Raw genomic sequence first — 19240 nt, forward strand, 5'->3', positions numbered from 1 at the left:
GGAAGGTTTTGCGTTGACACCAAAGGAAAAAGACTGGTAAACTGCCTCTTTTCCGTCGCAACCGTAATTTCGATCAATCCTTATAAAGATACCTCCCGGGCGCCCGCGCGGACCAGGGGGTTGGGAACGAACCTATGAGCATTCGCCAAGACGCCATCAACGGCAAAGTAACTCCGATCTTCGAACAGTGCGCCGCCTACGAGGGAGTGAGCGTCGCCGCCCTGATGGCCGGAGTCGCCGACGGCACCATCTGCATCCCCAAGAACAACAACCACGACTTTCCCCGGGTCACCGGCATCGGCAGGGGCCTGAAGACCAAGGTCAACGCCAATATCGGCTCCTCCAAGGATCATCCCGAACTGGAAAACGAGCTGCAGAAGCTCTGCGTCTGCCTCAAGGCCGGCGCCGACGCGGTGATGGACCTGAGCATGGGCGGCGAGATCAGCGGCATCCGCCGGGAGATCCTCAAGAACTGCCCCATCCCCCTGGGCACGGTGCCGATCTACCAGAGCATCGCCCAGTTTGTCGAACGGGAGCAGAAGAAGATCGGCGAGGTCACGGTGGATCACATCTTCCAGACCATCGAGGAGCAGGCCCGGGACGGGGTGGATTTCATGACCGTCCACTGCGGGATCACCCGGGATACCCTGCAGCGAATCAACAACCACCCGCGCCTGCTGGGGGTGGTGAGCCGGGGCGGCTCCTTCACCATCGAGTGGATGAGCTACAACAACAAGGAAAACCCGCTCTACGAGCATTTTGACGACCTGCTGGCCATCCTCAAGGAGCATGAGGTGACCCTGAGCCTGGGGGATGGCATCCGGCCCGGCTGCCTGGCCGACGCCACCGACCGGGGCCAGGTCCAGGAGCTGATCCACCTGGGTGAGCTGACCCAGCGGGCCTGGGAGGCCGGCGTCCAGGTGATGATCGAGGGCCCCGGCCATGTGCCGCTTAACCAGATCGAGGCCAACGTCCTGCTGCAAAAGCGGCTCTGCCACAACGCCCCCTTCTACGTGCTGGGGCCGCTGGTCACCGATATCGCCCCGGGCTACGACCATATCACCGGGGCCATCGGCGGGGCCATCGCCGCCTCGGCCGGGGCCGATTTCCTCTGCTACGTCACCCCGGCCGAGCACCTGAAACTGCCCAGCGCCCAGGATGTCCATGACGGGGTGATCGCTTCGCGGATCGCGGCCCATGCCGCCGATATCGTCAAGGGGGTGCCCGGGGCCATGGAGCAGGATATCGAGATGGCCAAACGCCGCTGCGCCCTGGACTGGAAGGGCCAGATCGAACTCTCCATCGATCCGGAAAAGGCCCGCCGCTACCGCGAGGAGGGCAACACCTACACCGGTGACGCCTGCAGCATGTGCGGCTCCTTTTGCGCGATCAAGGTTTACAAACAGGCCAGCCGGCGCTAAACCAAACACCGTTTGCGTGAGGAATCATTAAGATGGACTTTCTGGTCTCGATCATCGATTTTCTCGCCGGCACCGGAGTGGCGGAGCAGATTCGGGCCGTGGACGTGCGGGGACTGTTCACCAACCCCTGGTTCATGGTGCCCTTCGTCGGCTTTCTCGGCTACAACCTCTACAAACAGGCGGTCAAGGTCCTGGTGATCACCGCCCTGGCGCTGGGCCTCTGGGTCTTCAGCGGCAGCCCGATGATGGACGGCTTGATCATCGACAACGAACTGCAGCTCAGCAAGGTCCTGCCGGTGGCGGGGGTCGGCCTGGTGGCGGTGGCGGTGGCGGTCTATTTTCTGATCATGCGCGACTGAGCCCCGCCCCACCTCCATGCCGGAAGCTTCCCTGCTGACCATCTACCACCGCCTGCTCGCTTTTTTCGGCCCCCAGCGGTGGTGGCCCGGGGAGACCCCCCTGGAGATCATGGTGGGGGCGGTGCTGACCCAGAACACCGCCTGGGGCAACGTGGAGAAGGCGATTGCCAATCTGAAGGGGGCGGAACTGCTGCCCGCCACGGCGGTGGATGCCGCCGCCCAGCAAAGCTGCCTGCTCCGGCTGGCCCAAACCCCCACTCCCCTGCTGGCCGCCCTGATCCGCCCCGCCGGCTATTACAACCTCAAGGCCGGTCGGCTGCACAACCTGATCCGCCGGATCAGCGGCCACCACCCTGATCTGGAGGCATTTCTGGCCCAGCCGACGGCGGAGTTGCGCCGGGAACTGCTGGCCATCAAGGGGGTCGGTCCGGAGACCGCCGATTCGATTCTGCTCTATGCCGCCGGCAAGCCGGTCTTCGTGGTGGACGCCTACACCCACCGGATCTTCAGCCGCCACCAACTGTTGCCCGAGGAGGGCGACTACCACCAGATCCAGGAGATCTTCAGCGACGCCCTTCCCGCCGAGCGGCAGCTCTACAACGAATACCACGCCCTGATCGTCCGCACCGGCAAGGAGTTTTGCCGCAAAAGCAACCCCCGCTGCCCGGCTTGCCCCTTAAACAGCCTGCCCCACCAACTCTAGCGCTGGCCGTCATACCAGAGAAACTGGCGACAGAAGCCGCGAATCACCCGGGCTTCCTTGGCCCGCAGCCCCACCCGCCCCAGGAAGGAGCGGATGTTTTTCATCCAGTAGGCGGAGTCCTCGTCCCGCAAAAAGCCGATCTTTTGCAGCATCTGTTCAATATGGTCATACATGGCCCCCAGCTCCTGGACCGTGGCCAGGTTGGGCTGGAATTCCGCCCGCTCCCCGGCCGTGTGTTCATGGGCCGCGGTATGCAACTCGTAGGCCAGTACCGCCACCGCCTGGGCCAGGTTGAGGGAGGAGAAATCGGCGGTGGGAATGGTGGTGAGCTGGTGGCAGGGATAGAGATCCTCGTTGTTCAACCCCCGATCCTCGGGACCGAAGAGCAGGGCCACCCGATTTGCCAGGAGATAGGGAACCGCCTCCCGCATCGCCGCCCGAGGCGGCGGGCAAGTGCCCCGCTGCCGCCCCTGGCGGGCGGAGGTGGCGATCACCCGCCCGAAGGGGGCCAGGGCTTCGGGCAGGGTGGGATAACGTTCCAGGTTGTCGATCAGATCCGCCGCCTTGTGGGTGGCGGTCCGCAGCATCTTCTCCCGTTCATACTCCCGCTCCCCCACCACGATCAGGGTGGAGATCCCCATATTGAGGGCCACCCGGGCCGCCGACCCGATATTTTCGGCGAACTTGGGCTCCTTCAACACAATGGCCGCATTGGCCAGCAGCTCATCAGGGTTCATTGGCAATGACAAAGTTAAGGCGGCGGCGCCGCTGGTCAACGGAGGCCAGGCGGACCCGGACCGGATTACCCATCTGGTAAACCTTGTTGTGGCGGCGTCCCACCAGGCGGTGGCTCTTCTCATCCACCTCGTAATAGTCGTCCTTCATCTCGGTGAGGGCCACCGCCCCGCTGATCATGATCTCGATCAGCTCAACGAACATCCCGAAGGAGCCGATGCCGGAGACCACCGCCTCGAACTCCTCCCCCACCCGGTCGGCCATATAAAGGGCCACCAGCCGCTCGGTGGCGTTGCGCTCGGCATCAATGGCCACCCGTTCGCGACGGGAGAGCCAGGTGCCGGCCGCGGCCACATCCACCGTCGCCACCGCCGCTTCCGCCCCCTTTTTCCGCTTGGTCCCCTTTTTACCGCCCCCCAACCCGGCCAGGGCCCGATGGACCATCAGGTCGGGATAGCGGCGAATGGGGGAGGTGAAGTGGGTGTAGTGGCTGGCGGCCAGCCCGAAGTGGCCGGCATTTTCCGGGGCGTAACGGGCCTGCTGCATGGAGCGGAGCAGCAGACTGCTGACGATATACTCCCGGGGGGTGCCCGCCGCCATTTTGAGGACCTGGCCGAACCATTTGGGACCGGGGTCGCCGCTGGGCACCTTCAGCCCCATGCAGCGGGCGAATTCGGCGAATTCCGCCACCTTGAGCGGATCGGGGTCTTCATGAATCCGATAGAGGGTTTCAGCCTCCTGCCGCTCGAGGAATTCGGCCACCGCCTCGTTGGCCGCCAGCATGCACTCCTCGATGAGCTTGTGGGCCATGTTGCGCTCGGAGCGGCGAATCCGCCGGATATGGCCCTCCTCGTCCAGCTCGATATCGGCCTCGGGGATCTCAAAACCGATGCTGCCCCGGGCCATCCGGGCCCGGTTGAGCCGGGCGGCCAGAGCCCCCAGCCTTTCCAGGTCGGGCAACACATCGGCATACTGTCGGCACAGCTCCGGGTCCCGGTCCTCCAGGATCGCCTTGACCTTGGTATAGGTCAGCCGGTGGCGGCTGCAAATCAGGCTTTTGCCGAAACTCACCTTACGGCGCCGGCCCTGCTGGTCGAAATCGATGATGGCGCTCATGGTGTAGCGATCCTCGTGGGGCACCAGGCTGCAAAGCTCGTTGGAAAGCCGCTCGGGCAGCATGGGCACCACCCGACCGGGGAAATAGACGCTGGTCCCCCGGGCGTAGGCCTCGCGATCCAGCGGGGTTCCGGGCTGGACATAGTGGCTGACATCGGCGATGGAAACATAGAGGCGAAACCCCTCTTTGGGCAGGGGCTCGATGGCCACCGCGTCGTCAAAATCCCGAGCCGTTTCGCTGTCGATGGTGACATGGGCGATCTCCCGCAGGTCGAGCCGGCCCGGTTCCGGCCCGATCCGGTCATCCAGGGCCGCCACCTGGGCCATCAGTTCGGCATCGAAGCGATGGGGCAGATCGAAACTGCGGATGGCGATCTCGATCTGGACCCGGGCCTCGGCCGGATTACCCAGCACCTCGACGATCCGGCCCTCGTGGTTGCCCTGCTCCTTGAAACGGGTAACCTCCACCACCACCGCCTCGCCGTTGCGGGCGCCGTTGCTCTGTTCGCGGCGTACCACCACCCGGAAGGGCAAGCGATCATCCTCGGGGGTGACCAGGCCGGTGGCGACCCCGGCCACATAGGTGCCGACCAGGCGGGTGATTCCCCGCTCCAGTACCTCCACCACCCGGCCCTCGGTCCGATCCCCCTGGCTTTTCACCACCTGGACCAGAATCCGATCGCCGTGGACCGCCCCCCCCATGGCATCGGGAGGGAGAAAAATATCCCGGCTGAAACGGGCCGCCGCCTCCGGCTCGCTGAGCATGGCGAAACCGAAACCCCGGGGATGCATGCTCAGCTCGGCCGGGTAAACCTCCTCCTTGCCCCGTCGGCGACCCTTGCCGGTTTCCTCGGGGAGCAGACCAAAAATCCCGCCTTTAACGGCGGAGTTGCGCCGGACGGACCGGCGGGAATCGGCTTTATTGCGGGGAGGGCCGCCACGCCGGGCGGTCTTGAATTTTCTGCGTGTCACCATGTTCTCCTTGAGGGGAAGGCACTAAAAGGGGTTTTTGTTTGAAAGCTGCGATGTTATAACATAAAACAGCGTGCCGGCGGCGGGGAGTTCCCCCCACCCCGGCTCAACCTGCACAGTATAGCTTATTACAGCGGTTTTGATAATGACAAAGGATACAAACAGACCGGCTCCCGCCTGCCCGGCGCCCTTGCGCGGCCAGCCCGCCTTCGACATCGCCGACTACTGCCGGCGGATGGAGCGCTATCTGGGGGATCAGGAGGGCCCGGCCCGAATCTTCTGGCAGGCCCTCTCCTTCGCGGTCACCGCCCATCAGGATCAGCGCCGCAAGTCGGGGGAGGCCTATATCAGCCACCCCCTCCAGGTCGCCCTGATCCTGGCCGAGGAGCTGGATGTCCGCGATCCGGAGATCCTGGCCGCCGCCGTCCTCCACGACACCATCGAAGATGTACCGGAGATCACCACCGTCACCATCGGCGAGCTGTTCGGCCCCAATATCGAGGCCATCGTCGAAGCCTGCACCAAGATCACCAGCTTTTCCGGTGATCGCCAGAACTTCTACAAACTGGTCCACCGCAAGCTTTTTTCCGGGGCCGCCGCCCGCCTGGAGGTGATGCTGATCAAGATCGCCGACCGGCTGCACAACCTGCGCACCCTGGACTCCATGCCCAAACACAAGCGCCAGAAGATCGCCGAGGAGACCCTGGATATCTACGCCCCCCTGGCCAAGGTGATGGGGCTTTACGCCATCAAGCGGGAACTCTACGATCTGGCCCTGACCTACAAGTTTCCCCGCCAAAGCCAGAAGGTCAGCCTCCATATCAACAAGCTGGAGGCCAGCGAGGTGATCGGCGAGGTCAAGCGCAATCTGCTGGAAAAATGCCGGGAGGCCTGGGTCACCGCCGATATCCGGATTCGACCCAAGGGGTTGTGGGCCTACTTCGACCCCGAACACAAGGTGCTGCTGAAAAGTATCCGCCATCCCATGGAGCTGGAGATCACCACCAACGATATCCAGAGCTGCTACCGGGTCCTGGGGCTGGTTGACCAGAACTATCCCCCCATTCCCCGCACCATCCGCGACTTTATCGCCAACCCCAAATCCACCGGCTACCAGAGCCTGCATGTCCGGGCCAATGTCAAGGGGCAACATATCCTGTTCAAGATCAAAACCCCGGAGATGCAGACCTCCTCCCGGGCCGGCCTGCTGCGGGGCTGGACCAGCCAGGGCAAGGGCGAGGCCGCCGCCCTGACCCGGGAGGTGCGGGAGATGTTCGACCTGATGGGCAGCGACGACGCCACCTCCTACCGGGAGATGATCGCGGTGAGCGGCCGCAAGGAGATCTACACCTACACCCCCAAGGGCGCCCTGATGGTCCTGCCCAAGCAGAGCATCGTGCTGGACTTCGCCTTCAAGATCCACACCGATATCGGCAAGCGCTGCGTCAGCGCCCTGATCGGCCAGGAGCGGGTGGGGCCGGAATATGTCCTGCGGGACGGCGAGCAGGTCAGCGTGGTCACCCAAAAGGAGCCGGTCCGCTACGAACCGGGCATCCAGAACCTCTGCCAGACCCCCAAGGCCCGGGCCGAACTGGCCAAGATGTTCCGCAACCGCCGCCTGAGCCTGGCCCTGGAGGTGGGACGCTCCATCGTCCATCAGGAACTGAAACGCTACGGCGTCCCGCTGGATCTGCTGGAGAGTCCCGGCATGGCGGATATCCGAACTTACTTCCGCGTCGATTCCCTGGATGAGCTGTTTCAAGCCCTGGGCGAGGGGCGGCTGCGGCTGCGGGAGTTGATCTACGAGATCATCCAGGGGCTCTGCGCCGACCGGCCCACCCTCCAGCCGCCCACCGGCTCCCTGAACCGGATCTACCTGAGCACCCTGGATCCGGCCTGCGTCAAATTTTCCCGCTGCTGCAACCCGGTCCCCACCGAAAAGGGGCTCTATGCCCTGCTCAGCGAGCGGGGCCTTTCCATCCATCGCAAGGAGTGCCAGACCATGGCCGGCCTGGGGGTGCAACGGGAGGACGTGGTGGAGGTGCGCTGGAACCTGAAGGGGACCCGGGTCCGTAAGCCCCAGACCCTGCTGATCCTGGCCGCCCCCTCCCGCAACCGGGTGCTGATGATGCTCAGCGTGGCCCCGGACGAGATGCAGATCACCGATATCGAGCTGCTCTCCCGCCGTTCAACCGCCCGCACCTCGGCCTGGCAGATCCACTTCACCATCGAAAACCTGCTGGGCCTGAGACACCTGCTCCAGCACCTGGCCAAGACCGGCCTCTCCCACGAGTTTATCCTGGAGCATTGATCATTTGAACGACAAGGCGGATTATCATGCCCCAACAAATTGAAGCCTGGCTGCAAAGGCAGGGGTTTTCCGAAGCCCTGGTGGCCGGCACCACCTACCTCTACGCCCTGCTCTTCTTTTTGACCCTGGCCACGGTCACCATCTGGGGGGCCCGCCGCTGGCTGGCTCCCTTCCTGGAGGCCCAGGCCGCCAAAAGCTCCATCACCTGGGACAACATCCTGGCCCAGAAGGGTTTCTTCCGCCGCTTGGCCAATCTGCTGCCGGTGGCGGTCCTCTATTTCACCATCGACATCCTCTTTCCCGCCGAGGCCGACCTGTTGGGGGAGATTCTGCGCCGCCTGCTGCTGGCCGCCTTCGTGCTGGTGGTCCTCGGCAGCCTGGACGCCCTGCTCCAGGCCACAAACCTGATCCTGGCCGACAAGCCCGGGACCCGGGGCAAGCCGATCAAGGGCTACACCCAAGCCCTGACCATCATCGCCTATATCCTGGCCGTGATCTTTATCATCGGCATTCTCACCAACAAATCCCCCTGGGGGCTGCTGACCCTGATGGGCGGCCTCACCGCGGTGATCCTGCTGATCTTCAAGGACACCATCCTCGGTTTCGTGGCCGGCATCCAGCTCTCGGCCCACGACATGGTCCGGGTGGGCGACTGGATCGAGATGCCCAAATACGGGGCCGACGGCGACGTGATCGACGTGACCATCCACACGGTCAAGGTCCAGAACTGGGACCGGACCATCGCCACCATCCCCACCTACGCCCTGGTCTCCGACGCCTTCACAAACTGGCGGGGGATGAGCGAATCGGGCGGTCGGCGGATCAAGCGGGCGATCCATATCGACATGAACTCCATTCTCTACTGCACTCCGGAGATGCTGGAGCAGCTCGGCCAGATCGAACTGCTGGAAGATTACCTCCAGGCCAAGGAGCGGGAGATCGCCGCCTACAACGCCGACCATTGCCACAACCCCCGGAGCCCGGTCAACGGTCGCCACCAGACCAATATCGGGGTGTTCCGGGCCTACGTAGTCGCCTACCTGCGCCAACACCCCAAAATCCACCAGGAGATGACCTTCCTGGTCCGCCACCTCCAACCCACCGCCCAGGGCCTGCCCCTGGAGGTCTACGTTTTCAGCCGGGATCAGGTCTGGGCCAACTACGAAGGGATCCAGGCCGATATCTTCGATCACCTGCTGGCCGCCCTGCCCCACTTCGGCCTGCGGGTCTTCCAGTACCCCTCGGGCTTTGACCTGCGCGCCTGGCAGCCCACCGCGACCCCAACCGCGACCAACACTCCGGGGCAGTAAAAGTTTCCGGTTGCCCCACCGGCCAAAACCGGGTATAAACCGGGTTCGGTTGATCAACGCACCCGTAGCTCAGCTGGATAGAGTACCGGACTACGAATCCGTAGGTCGCACGTTCGAATCGTGCCGGGTGCACCAGCAAAAACACGGGGAAATCAAGCAATTAAGCTTGGTTTCCCCTTTCTCTTTTTGTACCATAAATTTTCTCAAAAATAGTCCTTTTTGTGTCCCAAGTGTCCCAAGAGTGTCACCAAGGTTTTTATGTTCCGGTTTGTGTTTTTACGTCACATTTTCCACTGTCCCAAGTGGTACCAACAACATTTTGCGCCTTTTATTTTGCCGTTTTAGCGTTATTGTTAAAAAACAACCGTAGAAGATGAGTATGGTGAAGCAATGGCGAAATTGGTGATCGAGGCTGACCAAGTAGCCACCGATGGGATGAGTGAGCGTGAGTTTGACGATTACCTTGCCGTTGCGCGGTAACAATACGTAACGGCGGGGCGGGTCTTACGCTCCCGTCCCCGTCTTATGTTCCCGAAGCCAGTCGGACAGGGCATTGTCAATCCTGGTCTGCCACCCCGGTCCGGTGGCTCGAAACTTTGTTACTACCTCCCGGGAAAGCCGGATGGTGACCTTCTCTTTGGTTTCTTTCGCCGGCGGCCGGCCGACTTTCCGAAGTTGCTTAAATTCCTGGTCTGAAAGCTCGTAGGTATCCGGGTCGGCATTGATGCCGGCGTTGATCCTGGCGTTTTCCTCGGCAGTGGGTATCTTGAATACCCGGCCGGACTTAGATTTGACTGGCATACTGTTTCACCTCTCTGGCATTGGCTTTGCGCAAGCTGATAATGCGGCGTTCTTGGTAGGGTCGAAAGTTATCTCCACAGAGTGGCTGTACGGACAAAAAATATAAATGTCAACCCAGCCGGGCAAACAGATCCCCAAGTGGCCATCATGTTCAGGCCCAATTCAAAAAGCCGACTAGTGGCCTCGTGACGCAGGTCGTGAAAACCTAAATCCTTGACTTCGGCCCGGCGGGAGGGACGGCATCCGGACAGTGGCGGTGACGATCCCCTTTTTCATGTCAACCGCCTATGCCCCATTTTCCTCCGGGTCCGGGGTCCGGGGCCAGGAGATCAGGACGGCGTTGACCAGGGTGGCCAGGGGAATGGCGAAGAAGATGCCCCAGAACCCCCAGAGGCCGCCGAACAGCAGGATGGCGCCGATGATCGCCACCGGGTGCAGATTGACCACCCGGGCAAAGAGCAGCGGATTCAGGACATTGCCGTCCAGGCCCTGGATCACGGCATAGGTCAGCAGCAGCCAGGCCAGCTCGCTGCCCAATCCCCACTGAAAGTAGCCGATCAGGGCCACCGGCAGGGTGACCACCACCGCCCCCACGTAGGGAATCAGCACCGACAGCCCGGTCAGGGTGGCCAGCAGCAGGGCGTAATCGACCCGGAGCAGCACGAAGCAGAGATAGGCCGCCACCCCGACAATCAGGATCTCCCAGAACTTGCCCCGCACGTAGTTGCCCATCTGCAGATCGAGATCCCGCCAGAGATCGCTGGCCACCCGCCGCTCCTTGGGCAGGCGCAGGCTGATCCAACCCAGAATCAGGGCCTTGTCCTTGAGCAGGAAGAAGACCAGAAAGGGGACCAGCACCAGATAGACCAGCAGGGTGATGACGTTGGCCACCGAGGCCAGGGAGATGGCCAGCACCCGCTGGCCGAGATTGCCCACCTGGGCCCGCAGGGCGCCGATCAATTCCCGGACCTGCTCCTCGGTGATAATGGGGTAACGCTCCGGCAGATTGAGCAGCGCCTGCTGCCCCTGGGTGAGATAGAGGGGCAGCTCCCTGAGCAGGTCCCCGACCTGGGTCCAGAGGCGGGGGAAAACCGCCAGGGAACCGACCAGAACCAGCAGAATAAAGATCCCCAGCACCAGGCTGACCCCGATGATCCGCCGCAGCCCCTGCCGTTCCATCCAGGCGATGGGCCCCTCCAGCAGGTAGGCGATGATGATGGCGGTGAGCAACGGGGCCAGCATCCGCCCGAAAAAGAGCATTACCGCTAGCCCCAGCAGCAACAGGAAGGTCAGGATAATCGCTTGGGGGTCACTTAGGTAGCGACGATGCCACAGCCGGAGCATGGCGAGCATGGCAACCTCGTCTTAGGTTTTGCGCCAGCGAAAAAGGCGCATGGGCGGCACATTGAGCAGCTCGATCTCCACCTCCGGCTTGCCCAGCAGCCGACGGCCCAGGGTGGCCACCCGATCCCGCACCTGATAGGCGACGAAACAGCCCCCCGGCGGCAGGGATTTCCAGACCTCGCCGATGATCCGGCGCCCCAGGGTGAGGGGCATGGTGGAGAAGGGAATTCCGGAAACCACCACCTGGGGCGCCCCCAGGCCGTACTGCGCCAGGGCGGGGCGAATATGCTCGGCACTGCCATGGTGGACAATCAGGCGGGGGTCGGGATGGGTTTGCAGCAGGTTGACAAACTCAGGGGTGATCTCGATGCTGAGCAGGCGGGCCTCAGAACCCAGGGCGCCCAGGATGGCCCGGGTGGTGCCGCCGGTGCCGGGGCCCAACTCCACCACCAGCCCGGCCTGGCTGATCCCGGCCCACTCGATCAGCCGCCGCTCCAGAAAGCGGGAACTGGGAATGATGGAAGCCACCTGTTCGGGGTGGCGGATAAATCCTTGCAGAAAGGCCAGATTGGCGCGTCCGCCCGGATGGCATGATCCTCTTTTCACGTCTTTTTCCACTTTTACTCCCCTGCCGCCCCGCCCAAGCCGGTCCGCCCCACCCGGGCCCGGCGGGACTGCTTTACCTCGCGAAAACTCATTCTACTGCAGGCAGCGTCGGTTTGCTAGCGGAATGGGGGTCGTGGCAACCCAAACAGGCGAATTCGGAGGCGGCGTTGATGTTGTAGCCGGCGATGGTGCCCCCTTCGGTGGCGAAATGGGTATCCCAGATCACCCGATCACCGGCCACCGGCACCCCCTGCTGATCCAACTGGCCATGGAAGGGGATTTCATCGGTATCCAGGTAATAAACGTAATTGCCGGCGTTGGGGCTGTAAACGGTTTTCAGGGTTACCTGGTGGCAGGAGGTGCAGAGATTGAAGAGACGGGAAAATTTTGGTACCGCCACCCCGCCCTCATCACCCACGACGGCCTCACCCCGCAACTCACCGCCATGGCCGTCATGGCAGGTACGGCACTGTACCGGCGAAGGATCTTCGATTATCGCGGGAGTTGGCAGGGAGCTGCGAAAACCTTCATCGCTGTGGCAAGACTGGCAGGCCACCGTGCCCCGCACCGCCATGGCGGCATGGGGGCCGGCCAGATACTTGCCGATGATATCACCGGAGGGGGCGGCCGGATGGCCGGGGGCGGCGGCGGCCAGGTCGGTATGGCAGCGGCCGCAGGCATTGAAATCCGGAGCGGCGTTTGGGTGTTCGGGAATCACCGCCAGATGATGGGGCCCGGCTCCGTGGCAGTTTTCACAGCCCACGGCGGTCATGCCGGCGGCGGGCCGGGGTTCGGCGAGAAACCAGGGCTCCAGCCGAAGGCCGTCGCCCAAGGGGTCATGGCAGGCAAGACAGCCGGCATCGGCATCGGCGGCCACGGTCCCGGGCCGGGCGTGCCGCGACTGCAGGTACGAAGCCACCGCCTCGGGGGTGTAACCATCCTGGTTATGACACACCAGGCAGCGATCACTACCGATATAGTTGACCCCCTCGGCATCAACCCCCAGCGACGGCGCGGTAATCAGGGCGGCGGCCGGATCGGAACTGCCGGAACAGGCCATGGGGGCCAGGAGCAGGCAGAGCAGCGGCCAGTGACGAAAATTGATGGACTTGGTCGTTTGCATGGCTATTCCTGCCCTATAGCGGTTGCCGATCCGGTTGTCAATCTAAAAACCCGGCTGGAACGGAGTGTCCCACCCTGGCACCCGCCTTACTACCACGGTCGTCGATAGCCTTAATCCTGAAACCCCCCAAGCTTTTTCGCCCACCAACTTAAGCAATTTCTTTAACAAAGATTTGCCACACAAACCTTATATGGCAATCGCTAACTAAACGATGGCACGAATAAAGTAGTGGTATTTATTCTTGCAAAGTGCACTGCGAAAGTATAAATTGTCACAGAGGAACATTGCAACATCGTGCCATGGCCATGGGGAACAAAGTGCCACTGGCCGAGTTACAAGACGGTTCTCTCCGCTTAAGAGGGAGCCGGCAAGAAATCTCAACGGGAGGAGAAGGTTTTATGAAACGAAAAGGCAAGATATCACGTTTTCTGTGGGTCGGACTGTTGGCGCTGGGTGTCGGCTTCGCCGGCTGCAGCGGCGATGACGGCGCTCCGGGACCGGCCGGTCCTCCGGGTACCGACGGCCAGGACGCCGCCACCATCGCGGGGGCCACCGGGGCTGATTCCCCCCATGCTTCCCTCTGCTTCTCTTGCCACCAGAACGTCAGCGATGATGATTATCTGGTGCGGGCCCACATGGACAACATGGGCGGCGAGATGTTCGGCATGGGCGCCCTCGATCAAAACTTCCCGGAGGCCTGCGGCTTCTGCCACGGCGGTTTCCGGCCCGGCTACGGTGGCGTCGGCCTGGGCGAAGTCTACAACGCCGCCACCCAGCATCAGAGCAACCGCCCCGCCAGCATCTTCACCTCGGCGGTGGACGATGTCGAAGTCAACGGTTCAGGCGAGTTGACAATAACGTTTACCATCAATAACCCAGCTCACGGCGCCAGCGTGGCCACCGTTGCCCCCAATGGAATCAATGCCGAATTCACCGTTGCCAAGTGGGTCGAAGACGAAGGCTCCTGGATCAACCTGCTGCAGAGAAGCGTTACCTACGATACCGGTTACACCACGGTTATCCGGGGCGGAAACTTACGGGTGGACGCCACCAAAATTACCGGAACCCCGGTAACGGGCGGCGTTCAGTACTCCTATACCTACGCCAGTGACAGCGGCACCCGCTATGGCGTGGCGGCGGGAACCCCCCTCGATATCACCGCAAGCCCCCTTTGGCGGGCGCCGGGGACCGACGACGATCCCGCGACTTACTGTGACGGCGATGCCACCTGTGAAACCTACGTTGGGGATATCATTGACCAGATCAAGACTGATGCAGTTTGGGGTGATGGCACCTACCGCATCGGCGCCACCGGACGGGATAAAGACGATGAGTATGTGCGCTTCGCCGCCGTGGCCGATTTCACCGTGGCCGGCGGAGTGGTTACCGCGGTCAGCGCTCCCGCTCCGGTAAATCAGATCAGCCAGGCCTCCTGCAACACCTGCCATGGCGATCGCCTCACCTTTCCCCGCAACAACATCCATGGCCAGCAGCGTCCGAGTGTCGATGTCTGCTTCAACTGCCACAACAACTACACCTACGACTCCGCCAACTCGACGGCGGCGGCGGACGGCTGGGCCAATATCAGCATGAACCTGATGATCCACAACATCCACAGCGGCATTGAAGGCTACATGGTGGTCGGCAATGAATACGAGGATGTCGTGTTCCCCGACTGGACCTTGCCCGGCACCAAAAACTGCGCCTCCTGCCATGTCGGTGACGTGCCGGCGGCGGATAGCAGCTGGAACCGCAAGGACGCCAGCGCGGCGGTGGCCTGTGCCACCTGCCACGGCGAGGGCGGCTACCGCTTCGAATATCCGGGGCTGTCCGCCACCCATGGCAGCACCTACGATTACAACTGCGTCGCCTGCCATGGTTCGGTGGCTGACGGCGGCTTCGGCCTTGCCTTCCAGAAGGTTGCCGACGAGTATCACGGTGTCGGCACCCGCCTGGAGCAGTTACGGGCCCAGCGCGAGGATTACTCCTACGATCTGGTCAGCGTGGAGAACGCGGTTTACGGCGCCACCCCGGTGGTTAAATGGCGGGTACTGGACGCCGCCGGCGATCCCCTCCATCTGGTCACCGATATCAGCATCGATGGCGGTCCCCGCCTCCATATCGGCTGGGGCACCGGCGATGACTGGGTCAATGAGGGTTCCGGCGAAAAGAGCACCTATGGCGTTCGGGACAACGATGACGGCGGCCGGCCGGTGGCCCTGAATGTAGCCACCACCGGCACCAGCGCCAACACCGTGATCTCCGCCGACGGGCTGGTGGCCACCACCACCTTCCCGGCCTTCACCGACGCCGCCGCCGGCAAAGGACATCCCTTTGCCAACCTGGCTGTCGCCGAAGAGGGTCGCCGGGGCTTTGTGGCGATTCACCGCACCATCAATGACAGCGGTGCTTCCCGCATGCTGACCAGCCTGGTGCAGCCCATTGTCCTGGGCGCCGGGGAAGTGGAACTGGACGATGCCCGTCGCAACACGGTCAACGCCACCACCGAGCCCGGTCGGGGCGGCAGCTGCTTGAGCTGCCACGGCACCATCTCCTGGCACGGCAACAGCTACACCGCCGACAACAACATCCAGGCCTGTATCGTTTGCCATAACGCCGGCTCCCACCGGAGCATCGCGGTTATGGCCCTGGAGGGCGAGGAGCCGCATTCGGTTGACATGATGTACCTGATGCACGCGATCCACACCTCCGAGGATACCCTCTATCCCAACGACAAGGGTGGCCGCTGCCATGCCTGCCATACCGGCAGTGACAATGACGCCAAGGGTCAACCGATCAACATCAACTCCGGCGAGGTCACCAACTGCACCCTCTGCCATGAGGGCAAACTGAACCAGGGCCGCCTGGGAGTGATCTCCGACTGGCCGGGCTCCATCGACCGTTACGGTCTGCGGGGCGACGGCACCCACGACGGCGAATAAGCGGCAACGCTTAGAGTCGACAAATAAACCCTAACCAACCCGGGGGTGGCCATTTCGGCTACCCCCGGGTTTTTTTATGGACCAAGGTTGAAATGGCGCATGAACAAGGACAGGTTACCCTGGGGTGTTTCTGACTCCCCGCTCCCGCGACTTGAAGGAAATCTGAAAGTTCAAGTTGCAGATTTCCCCTGCTTCGCTTACTAATGATCTATGATCCCTCGAATTCTTCAGCCGACCCTGAAAAAACTGGCCGGACAATATCCGGTTGTCACCGTTACCGGCCCCCGGCAAAGCGGCAAGACCACCCTGTGCCGGGCGGTGTTTCCGGATTACGCTTATGTCAATTTGGAGATGCCGGATTTACGCGAATTCGCCCGCACCGATCCCCGGGGGTTTCTGGCCTCTCACCCCAACGGCGTGATCCTGGATGAAGTGCAGCGGGTGCCCGAACTGACCTCTTACTTGCAGCCGCTGGTCGATGAAAACCGGCAGCCGGGCCGTTTCATTTTGACCGGCAGCCAGCAGTTCGAGGTGATGAGTACCATTACCCAGTCCCTGGCGGGACGAACCACCCTGCTGAAACTGCTGCCATTAAGCATGGAAGAACTTGCCTTGGCGAAGATCGAGACCGGAATCGACCAAGCCCTGCTCACCGGCTTCTATCCTCGCATTTACGATGCCGGGCTCGATCCGACCCGGACCCTGGGCGACTACATGGAAACCTATGTTGAGCGCGATATTCGGCAACTAATGGCCATCAAAGACCTGTCCCTGTTTGAAAAATTTGTCCGCCTCTGCGCCGGACGGGTCGGGCAATTGCTCAACCTGCAAAGCCTGGGCAACGATACCGGTGTTTCCCATACCACGGCCCGCAACTGGCTGACCCTGCTGGAGGCCGGTTACGTGGTGTTTCTGCTGCAACCCTGGCACGTCAATATCTCCAAGCGACAGGTAAAAACCCCCAAACTCTACTTTTACGATGTGGGGCTGGCATCTTACCTGCTGGGAGCGGAAAACGAGCTGCATATCAACCGGCACCCCCTCAAGGGCAACCTGTTTGAAAATCTGGTGGTGATCGAGGCCCTGAAATACCGCTACAACCGGGGGAAAAGGAGCAATCTTTACTTCTGGAGGGATGCCCGAGGCAACGAAGTGGACCTCCTGCTGGCCGGCGGCCCGGATCTTTTTCCCGTGGAGATCAAGGCGGGGGCGACCATCAGCGGCGATTATTTCAAAGGGCTGCAAACCTTCGCCGCCAACGCCCCCAAGCCCCCGACGGCCTCCGCCCTGGTATACGGCGGCGAGGAAAACCAGCGCCGCAGCAAGGTCTCGGTCTGGCGAGCGCGGGAAGTGGCGGCCATGATGCGAAGTTTCGAGCAGTAATCAGGATAACCGCCCTATCGCGCCTCGAAGTTAAAGATCGCCGCCGAAAAGATCCCGGGAGTAGACCTTGGCGGTTACATCCTGCAGCTCGGGGGTGATTCGGTTGGCGACGATGAGGTCGGCCCGGGCCTTGAATTGGGCCAGGTCGTTGACCACCGGGGAGCGGAAAAACTCCGGCTGGGTGAGAACCGGCTCGTAAACGATCACCTCGATCCCCTTGGCCTTGAGGCGCTTCATCACCCCCTGCACACTGGAATCGCGGAAGTTATCGGAACCGGCCTTCATGATCAGGCGGTAGATCCCCACCACCTTGGGGTTACGGCGCCAGATGCTCTCGGCGATGAAATCCTTGCGGGTGACGTTGGCGTCAACGATGGCCTGGATGATATTCTGGGGCACATTCCGGTAGTTGGCCAGCAGTTGCTTGGTGTCCTTGGGCAGGCAGTAACCGCCGAAGCCGAAGGAGGGGTTGTTGTAGTGGGGGCCGATCCGGGGGTCCAGACAGACCCCGTCGATGATCTGGCGGGAGTCCAGGCCGTGGATGGCGGCGTAGGTGTCCAGCTCGTTGAAATAGGCCACCCGCAAAGCCAGATAGGTGTTGGCGAAAAGTTTGATCGCCTCGGCCTCGGTGGAATCGGTGAGCAGCACCGGCACCTCGGGCTTGAGGGCCCCCTGCCGCAACAGCTCGGCAAAGGCCGCCGCCTGGGGGGAACGGCCGCCCACCACGATCCGCGAGGGATAGAGGTTGTCGTACAGCGCCCTCCCCTCCCGGAGAAATTCCGGGGAAAAGATCAGGTTGTCGCAGTTGAAACGCCGCCGGGCCTCGGCGGTATAGCCCACCGGCACCGTGGACTTGATCACCAGCAGGGCCCGGGGGTTGACGGCCAGGGCGTCCCGGATAACCGCCTCCACGGAAGCGGTATTGAAGCAGTTGGTCTCCGGGTCGTAATTGGTGGGGGTGGCGATGATGATGAAATCGGCCCCGGCATAGGCCTCTTCCTTATCCAGGGTGGGGTGCAGATTCAGCGGTTCATCACGCAGATACTGCTCCAGTTCGGGATCGATGATCGGCGACTGCCGGCGGCGCAGCAGCTCGATCTTCTCGGGCACAATATCGAGCGCCGCCACCTCATGGTGGCGAGCCAGCAATACGGCATTGGAAAGCCCTACGTACCCGGTTCCGGCAATGGCTATTTTCATGGAGTTCCTTAGTCAAAAACCTTGCATCAGAAAATCGACTGCCGCGACTATCTCGTCACGTTTCGCCTGGAGGCTCGTGATCGGTGCTCGTAAAATGCTGACGGGGACGGCCGCCATGAACTGAGTGGCCATAATCTGCGATTCACCGGTTATTGTAAAGCAGGGATTGAGGATTTTGGCCGGCTGCGGCGCCATGGACACCGGCAACAAAGGAACAACCACCCTCGTGCTCAGGCCACGGAGCAGATCAGCTTGCACATCGAGAAGATACCCCTCGCCGTCGGGATTTTGGTAAACATCGAAACGGGCCATCAGAACCCCCGGTACTTAGCCAGGGGCAGGCCGCGCCGCTCGACAAACTCATTGGAACTTTCCAGGGCGGACTGATTCTCCTCCAGCCATAAAAGCGCCCGTTTTTCGGCGGTTGCCCGCGCCAGACCCTGTTCCGCCGCCCGCGACACATTAACTCGCAGCTTCCTGGCTTCCTCCAGCAACCGGGCATTGATCGATACATTGGTAGCACGGCGTGTTCCCTTGGACACGGCTTTGGCCGCTTTCATGGCGTACCCCCCAGACATGAAAAGTTGGCAATCATGCACCAAATTGTATCCATGCTTTATGGATAAATCAACAACCAAACAGCCGAAGCACTGGTCCGGCGTGGCCGGCACCAGCACCCCACACCGGCAACCCAACCGGGGTACAATGATGAGCCGCAGATTGCCAAATGAAAACGCAGCCGACGGCCATCAAGCAACTTTTGCATGGCGCTGGGCAACTCAGGGGCATTCTGCCCCAGATAGGGAAACTCATCGATAACCAGAGTCGTTCCCGCCGGGAGTTGGTTGGCGGCGGCGTTAAAAAAACCTCCCAAGAGGGATATTGTGTTTGCGGTCAAAAACCAGATATCTGAT

The 19240-nt window shown here is 62.0% G+C and carries 16 protein-coding genes, 1 tRNA gene and 2 pseudogenes; 8 read left to right on the forward strand and 11 right to left on the reverse strand.

Annotation, left to right across the window (positions count from 1 at the left end; translation table 11 throughout):
• The first annotated feature begins 134 nt into the window (after positions 1-134).
• From thiC to ACHHRT_RS12785, 3 genes are read left to right on the forward strand one after another with little or no spacing between them, the layout of a single operon-like run.
• Complete coding sequence (gene thiC, locus ACHHRT_RS12775; protein WP_395500164.1) at positions 135-1421, forward strand: phosphomethylpyrimidine synthase ThiC; 1287 nt, start codon at positions 135-137, stop codon at positions 1419-1421.
• Positions 1422-1453: 32 nt separating this feature from the next.
• Positions 1454-1780 carry a hypothetical protein gene (locus ACHHRT_RS12780; protein WP_395500165.1) on the forward strand — a complete coding sequence of 109 codons (327 nt, stop codon included), beginning with the start codon at positions 1454-1456 and terminating at the stop codon, positions 1778-1780.
• Positions 1781-1796: 16 nt separating this feature from the next.
• Entirely contained in the window at positions 1797-2483 is a 687-nt protein-coding gene (locus ACHHRT_RS12785; protein ID WP_395500166.1) for an endonuclease III domain-containing protein, read from the forward strand.
• On the opposite strand, the gene ACHHRT_RS12790 is transcribed toward ACHHRT_RS12785, so the two are convergent.
• Positions 2480-3220 (reverse strand): RNA methyltransferase, encoded by a 741-nt coding sequence (locus ACHHRT_RS12790; RefSeq protein WP_395500167.1) that lies wholly within the window; start codon positions 3218-3220, stop codon positions 2480-2482. The genes ACHHRT_RS12785 and ACHHRT_RS12790 overlap by 4 nt on opposite strands.
• Entirely contained in the window at positions 3210-5306 is a 2097-nt protein-coding gene (gene rnr, locus ACHHRT_RS12795; protein WP_395500168.1) for a ribonuclease R, read from the reverse strand. The genes ACHHRT_RS12790 and rnr overlap by 11 nt, the downstream gene beginning before the upstream one ends.
• Before the next feature lie 145 nt (positions 5307-5451).
• Between rnr and ACHHRT_RS12800 the strand changes: the two genes are divergently transcribed.
• The 3 genes from ACHHRT_RS12800 (at position 5452) to ACHHRT_RS12810 (ending at position 9062) form a co-directional block, all read left to right on the forward strand.
• Positions 5452-7617: a RelA/SpoT family protein gene (locus tag ACHHRT_RS12800; RefSeq protein WP_395500169.1), complete on the forward strand. Its 2166-nt coding sequence runs from the start codon at positions 5452-5454 to the stop codon at positions 7615-7617.
• Between the two features lie 26 nt (positions 7618-7643).
• Complete coding sequence (locus ACHHRT_RS12805) at positions 7644-8927, forward strand: mechanosensitive ion channel family protein (protein WP_395500170.1); 1284 nt, start codon at positions 7644-7646, stop codon at positions 8925-8927.
• Between the two features lie 58 nt (positions 8928-8985).
• Positions 8986-9062: transfer RNA gene (locus tag ACHHRT_RS12810), tRNA-Arg, on the forward strand.
• Positions 9063-9431: 369 nt separating this feature from the next.
• Here ACHHRT_RS12810 and ACHHRT_RS12815 read toward each other — a convergent pair.
• The 5 genes and pseudogenes from ACHHRT_RS12815 to ACHHRT_RS12835 all read right to left on the reverse strand — a co-directional run bounded on the left by ACHHRT_RS12815 (position 9432) and on the right by ACHHRT_RS12835 (position 12801).
• Entirely contained in the window at positions 9432-9728 is a 297-nt protein-coding gene (locus ACHHRT_RS12815) for a BrnA antitoxin family protein (protein WP_395500171.1), read from the reverse strand.
• 143 nt (positions 9729-9871) lie between these two features.
• Positions 9872-9967, reverse strand: a pseudogene (locus tag ACHHRT_RS12820) (tyrosine-type recombinase/integrase); the annotation flags it as partial.
• 46 nt (positions 9968-10013) lie between these two features.
• A complete protein-coding gene (locus ACHHRT_RS12825; RefSeq protein WP_395500172.1) occupies positions 10014-11081 on the reverse strand; it encodes an AI-2E family transporter in 1068 nt (355 codons plus the stop codon).
• A 12-nt stretch (positions 11082-11093) separates the two neighbouring features.
• Positions 11094-11678, reverse strand: coding sequence for a class I SAM-dependent methyltransferase (locus ACHHRT_RS12830; RefSeq protein WP_395500173.1), 585 nt, complete (start codon positions 11676-11678; stop codon positions 11094-11096).
• A gap of 88 nt (positions 11679-11766) precedes the next feature.
• Entirely contained in the window at positions 11767-12801 is a 1035-nt protein-coding gene (locus ACHHRT_RS12835) for a hypothetical protein (protein ID WP_395500174.1), read from the reverse strand.
• Positions 12802-13199: 398 nt separating this feature from the next.
• Between ACHHRT_RS12835 and ACHHRT_RS12840 the strand changes: the two genes are divergently transcribed.
• On the forward strand, positions 13200-15743 hold the full coding sequence (locus tag ACHHRT_RS12840) for a multiheme c-type cytochrome (RefSeq protein ID WP_395500175.1): 2544 nt from the start codon (positions 13200-13202) through the stop codon (positions 15741-15743).
• A 210-nt stretch (positions 15744-15953) separates the two neighbouring features.
• Complete coding sequence (locus tag ACHHRT_RS12845) at positions 15954-17126, forward strand: ATP-binding protein (protein ID WP_395500176.1); 1173 nt, start codon at positions 15954-15956, stop codon at positions 17124-17126.
• Positions 17127-17156: 30 nt separating this feature from the next.
• Here ACHHRT_RS12845 and ACHHRT_RS12850 read toward each other — a convergent pair whose 3' ends face one another.
• The 4 genes and pseudogenes from ACHHRT_RS12850 to ACHHRT_RS12865 all read right to left on the reverse strand — a co-directional run.
• The gene (locus tag ACHHRT_RS12850) at positions 17157-18326 is read right to left on the reverse strand and encodes a nucleotide sugar dehydrogenase (RefSeq protein ID WP_395500177.1); all 1170 of its coding nucleotides are present in this window, start codon (positions 18324-18326) and stop codon (positions 17157-17159) included.
• A gap of 12 nt (positions 18327-18338) precedes the next feature.
• Complete coding sequence (locus ACHHRT_RS12855) at positions 18339-18638, reverse strand: CcdB family protein (RefSeq protein ID WP_395500178.1); 300 nt, start codon at positions 18636-18638, stop codon at positions 18339-18341.
• Positions 18638-18886 (reverse strand): type II toxin-antitoxin system CcdA family antitoxin, encoded by a 249-nt coding sequence (locus tag ACHHRT_RS12860; protein ID WP_395500179.1) that lies wholly within the window; start codon positions 18884-18886, stop codon positions 18638-18640. Before ACHHRT_RS12860 ends, ACHHRT_RS12855 begins: the two co-directional genes overlap by 1 nt.
• A gap of 56 nt (positions 18887-18942) precedes the next feature.
• Positions 18943-19240: pseudogene (locus ACHHRT_RS12865) on the reverse strand (hypothetical protein); the annotation flags it as partial.

The organism is Desulfurivibrio modestus (genome assembly GCF_044068625.1).
Lineage (GTDB): Bacteria > Desulfobacterota > Desulfobulbia > Desulfobulbales > Desulfurivibrionaceae > Desulfurivibrio.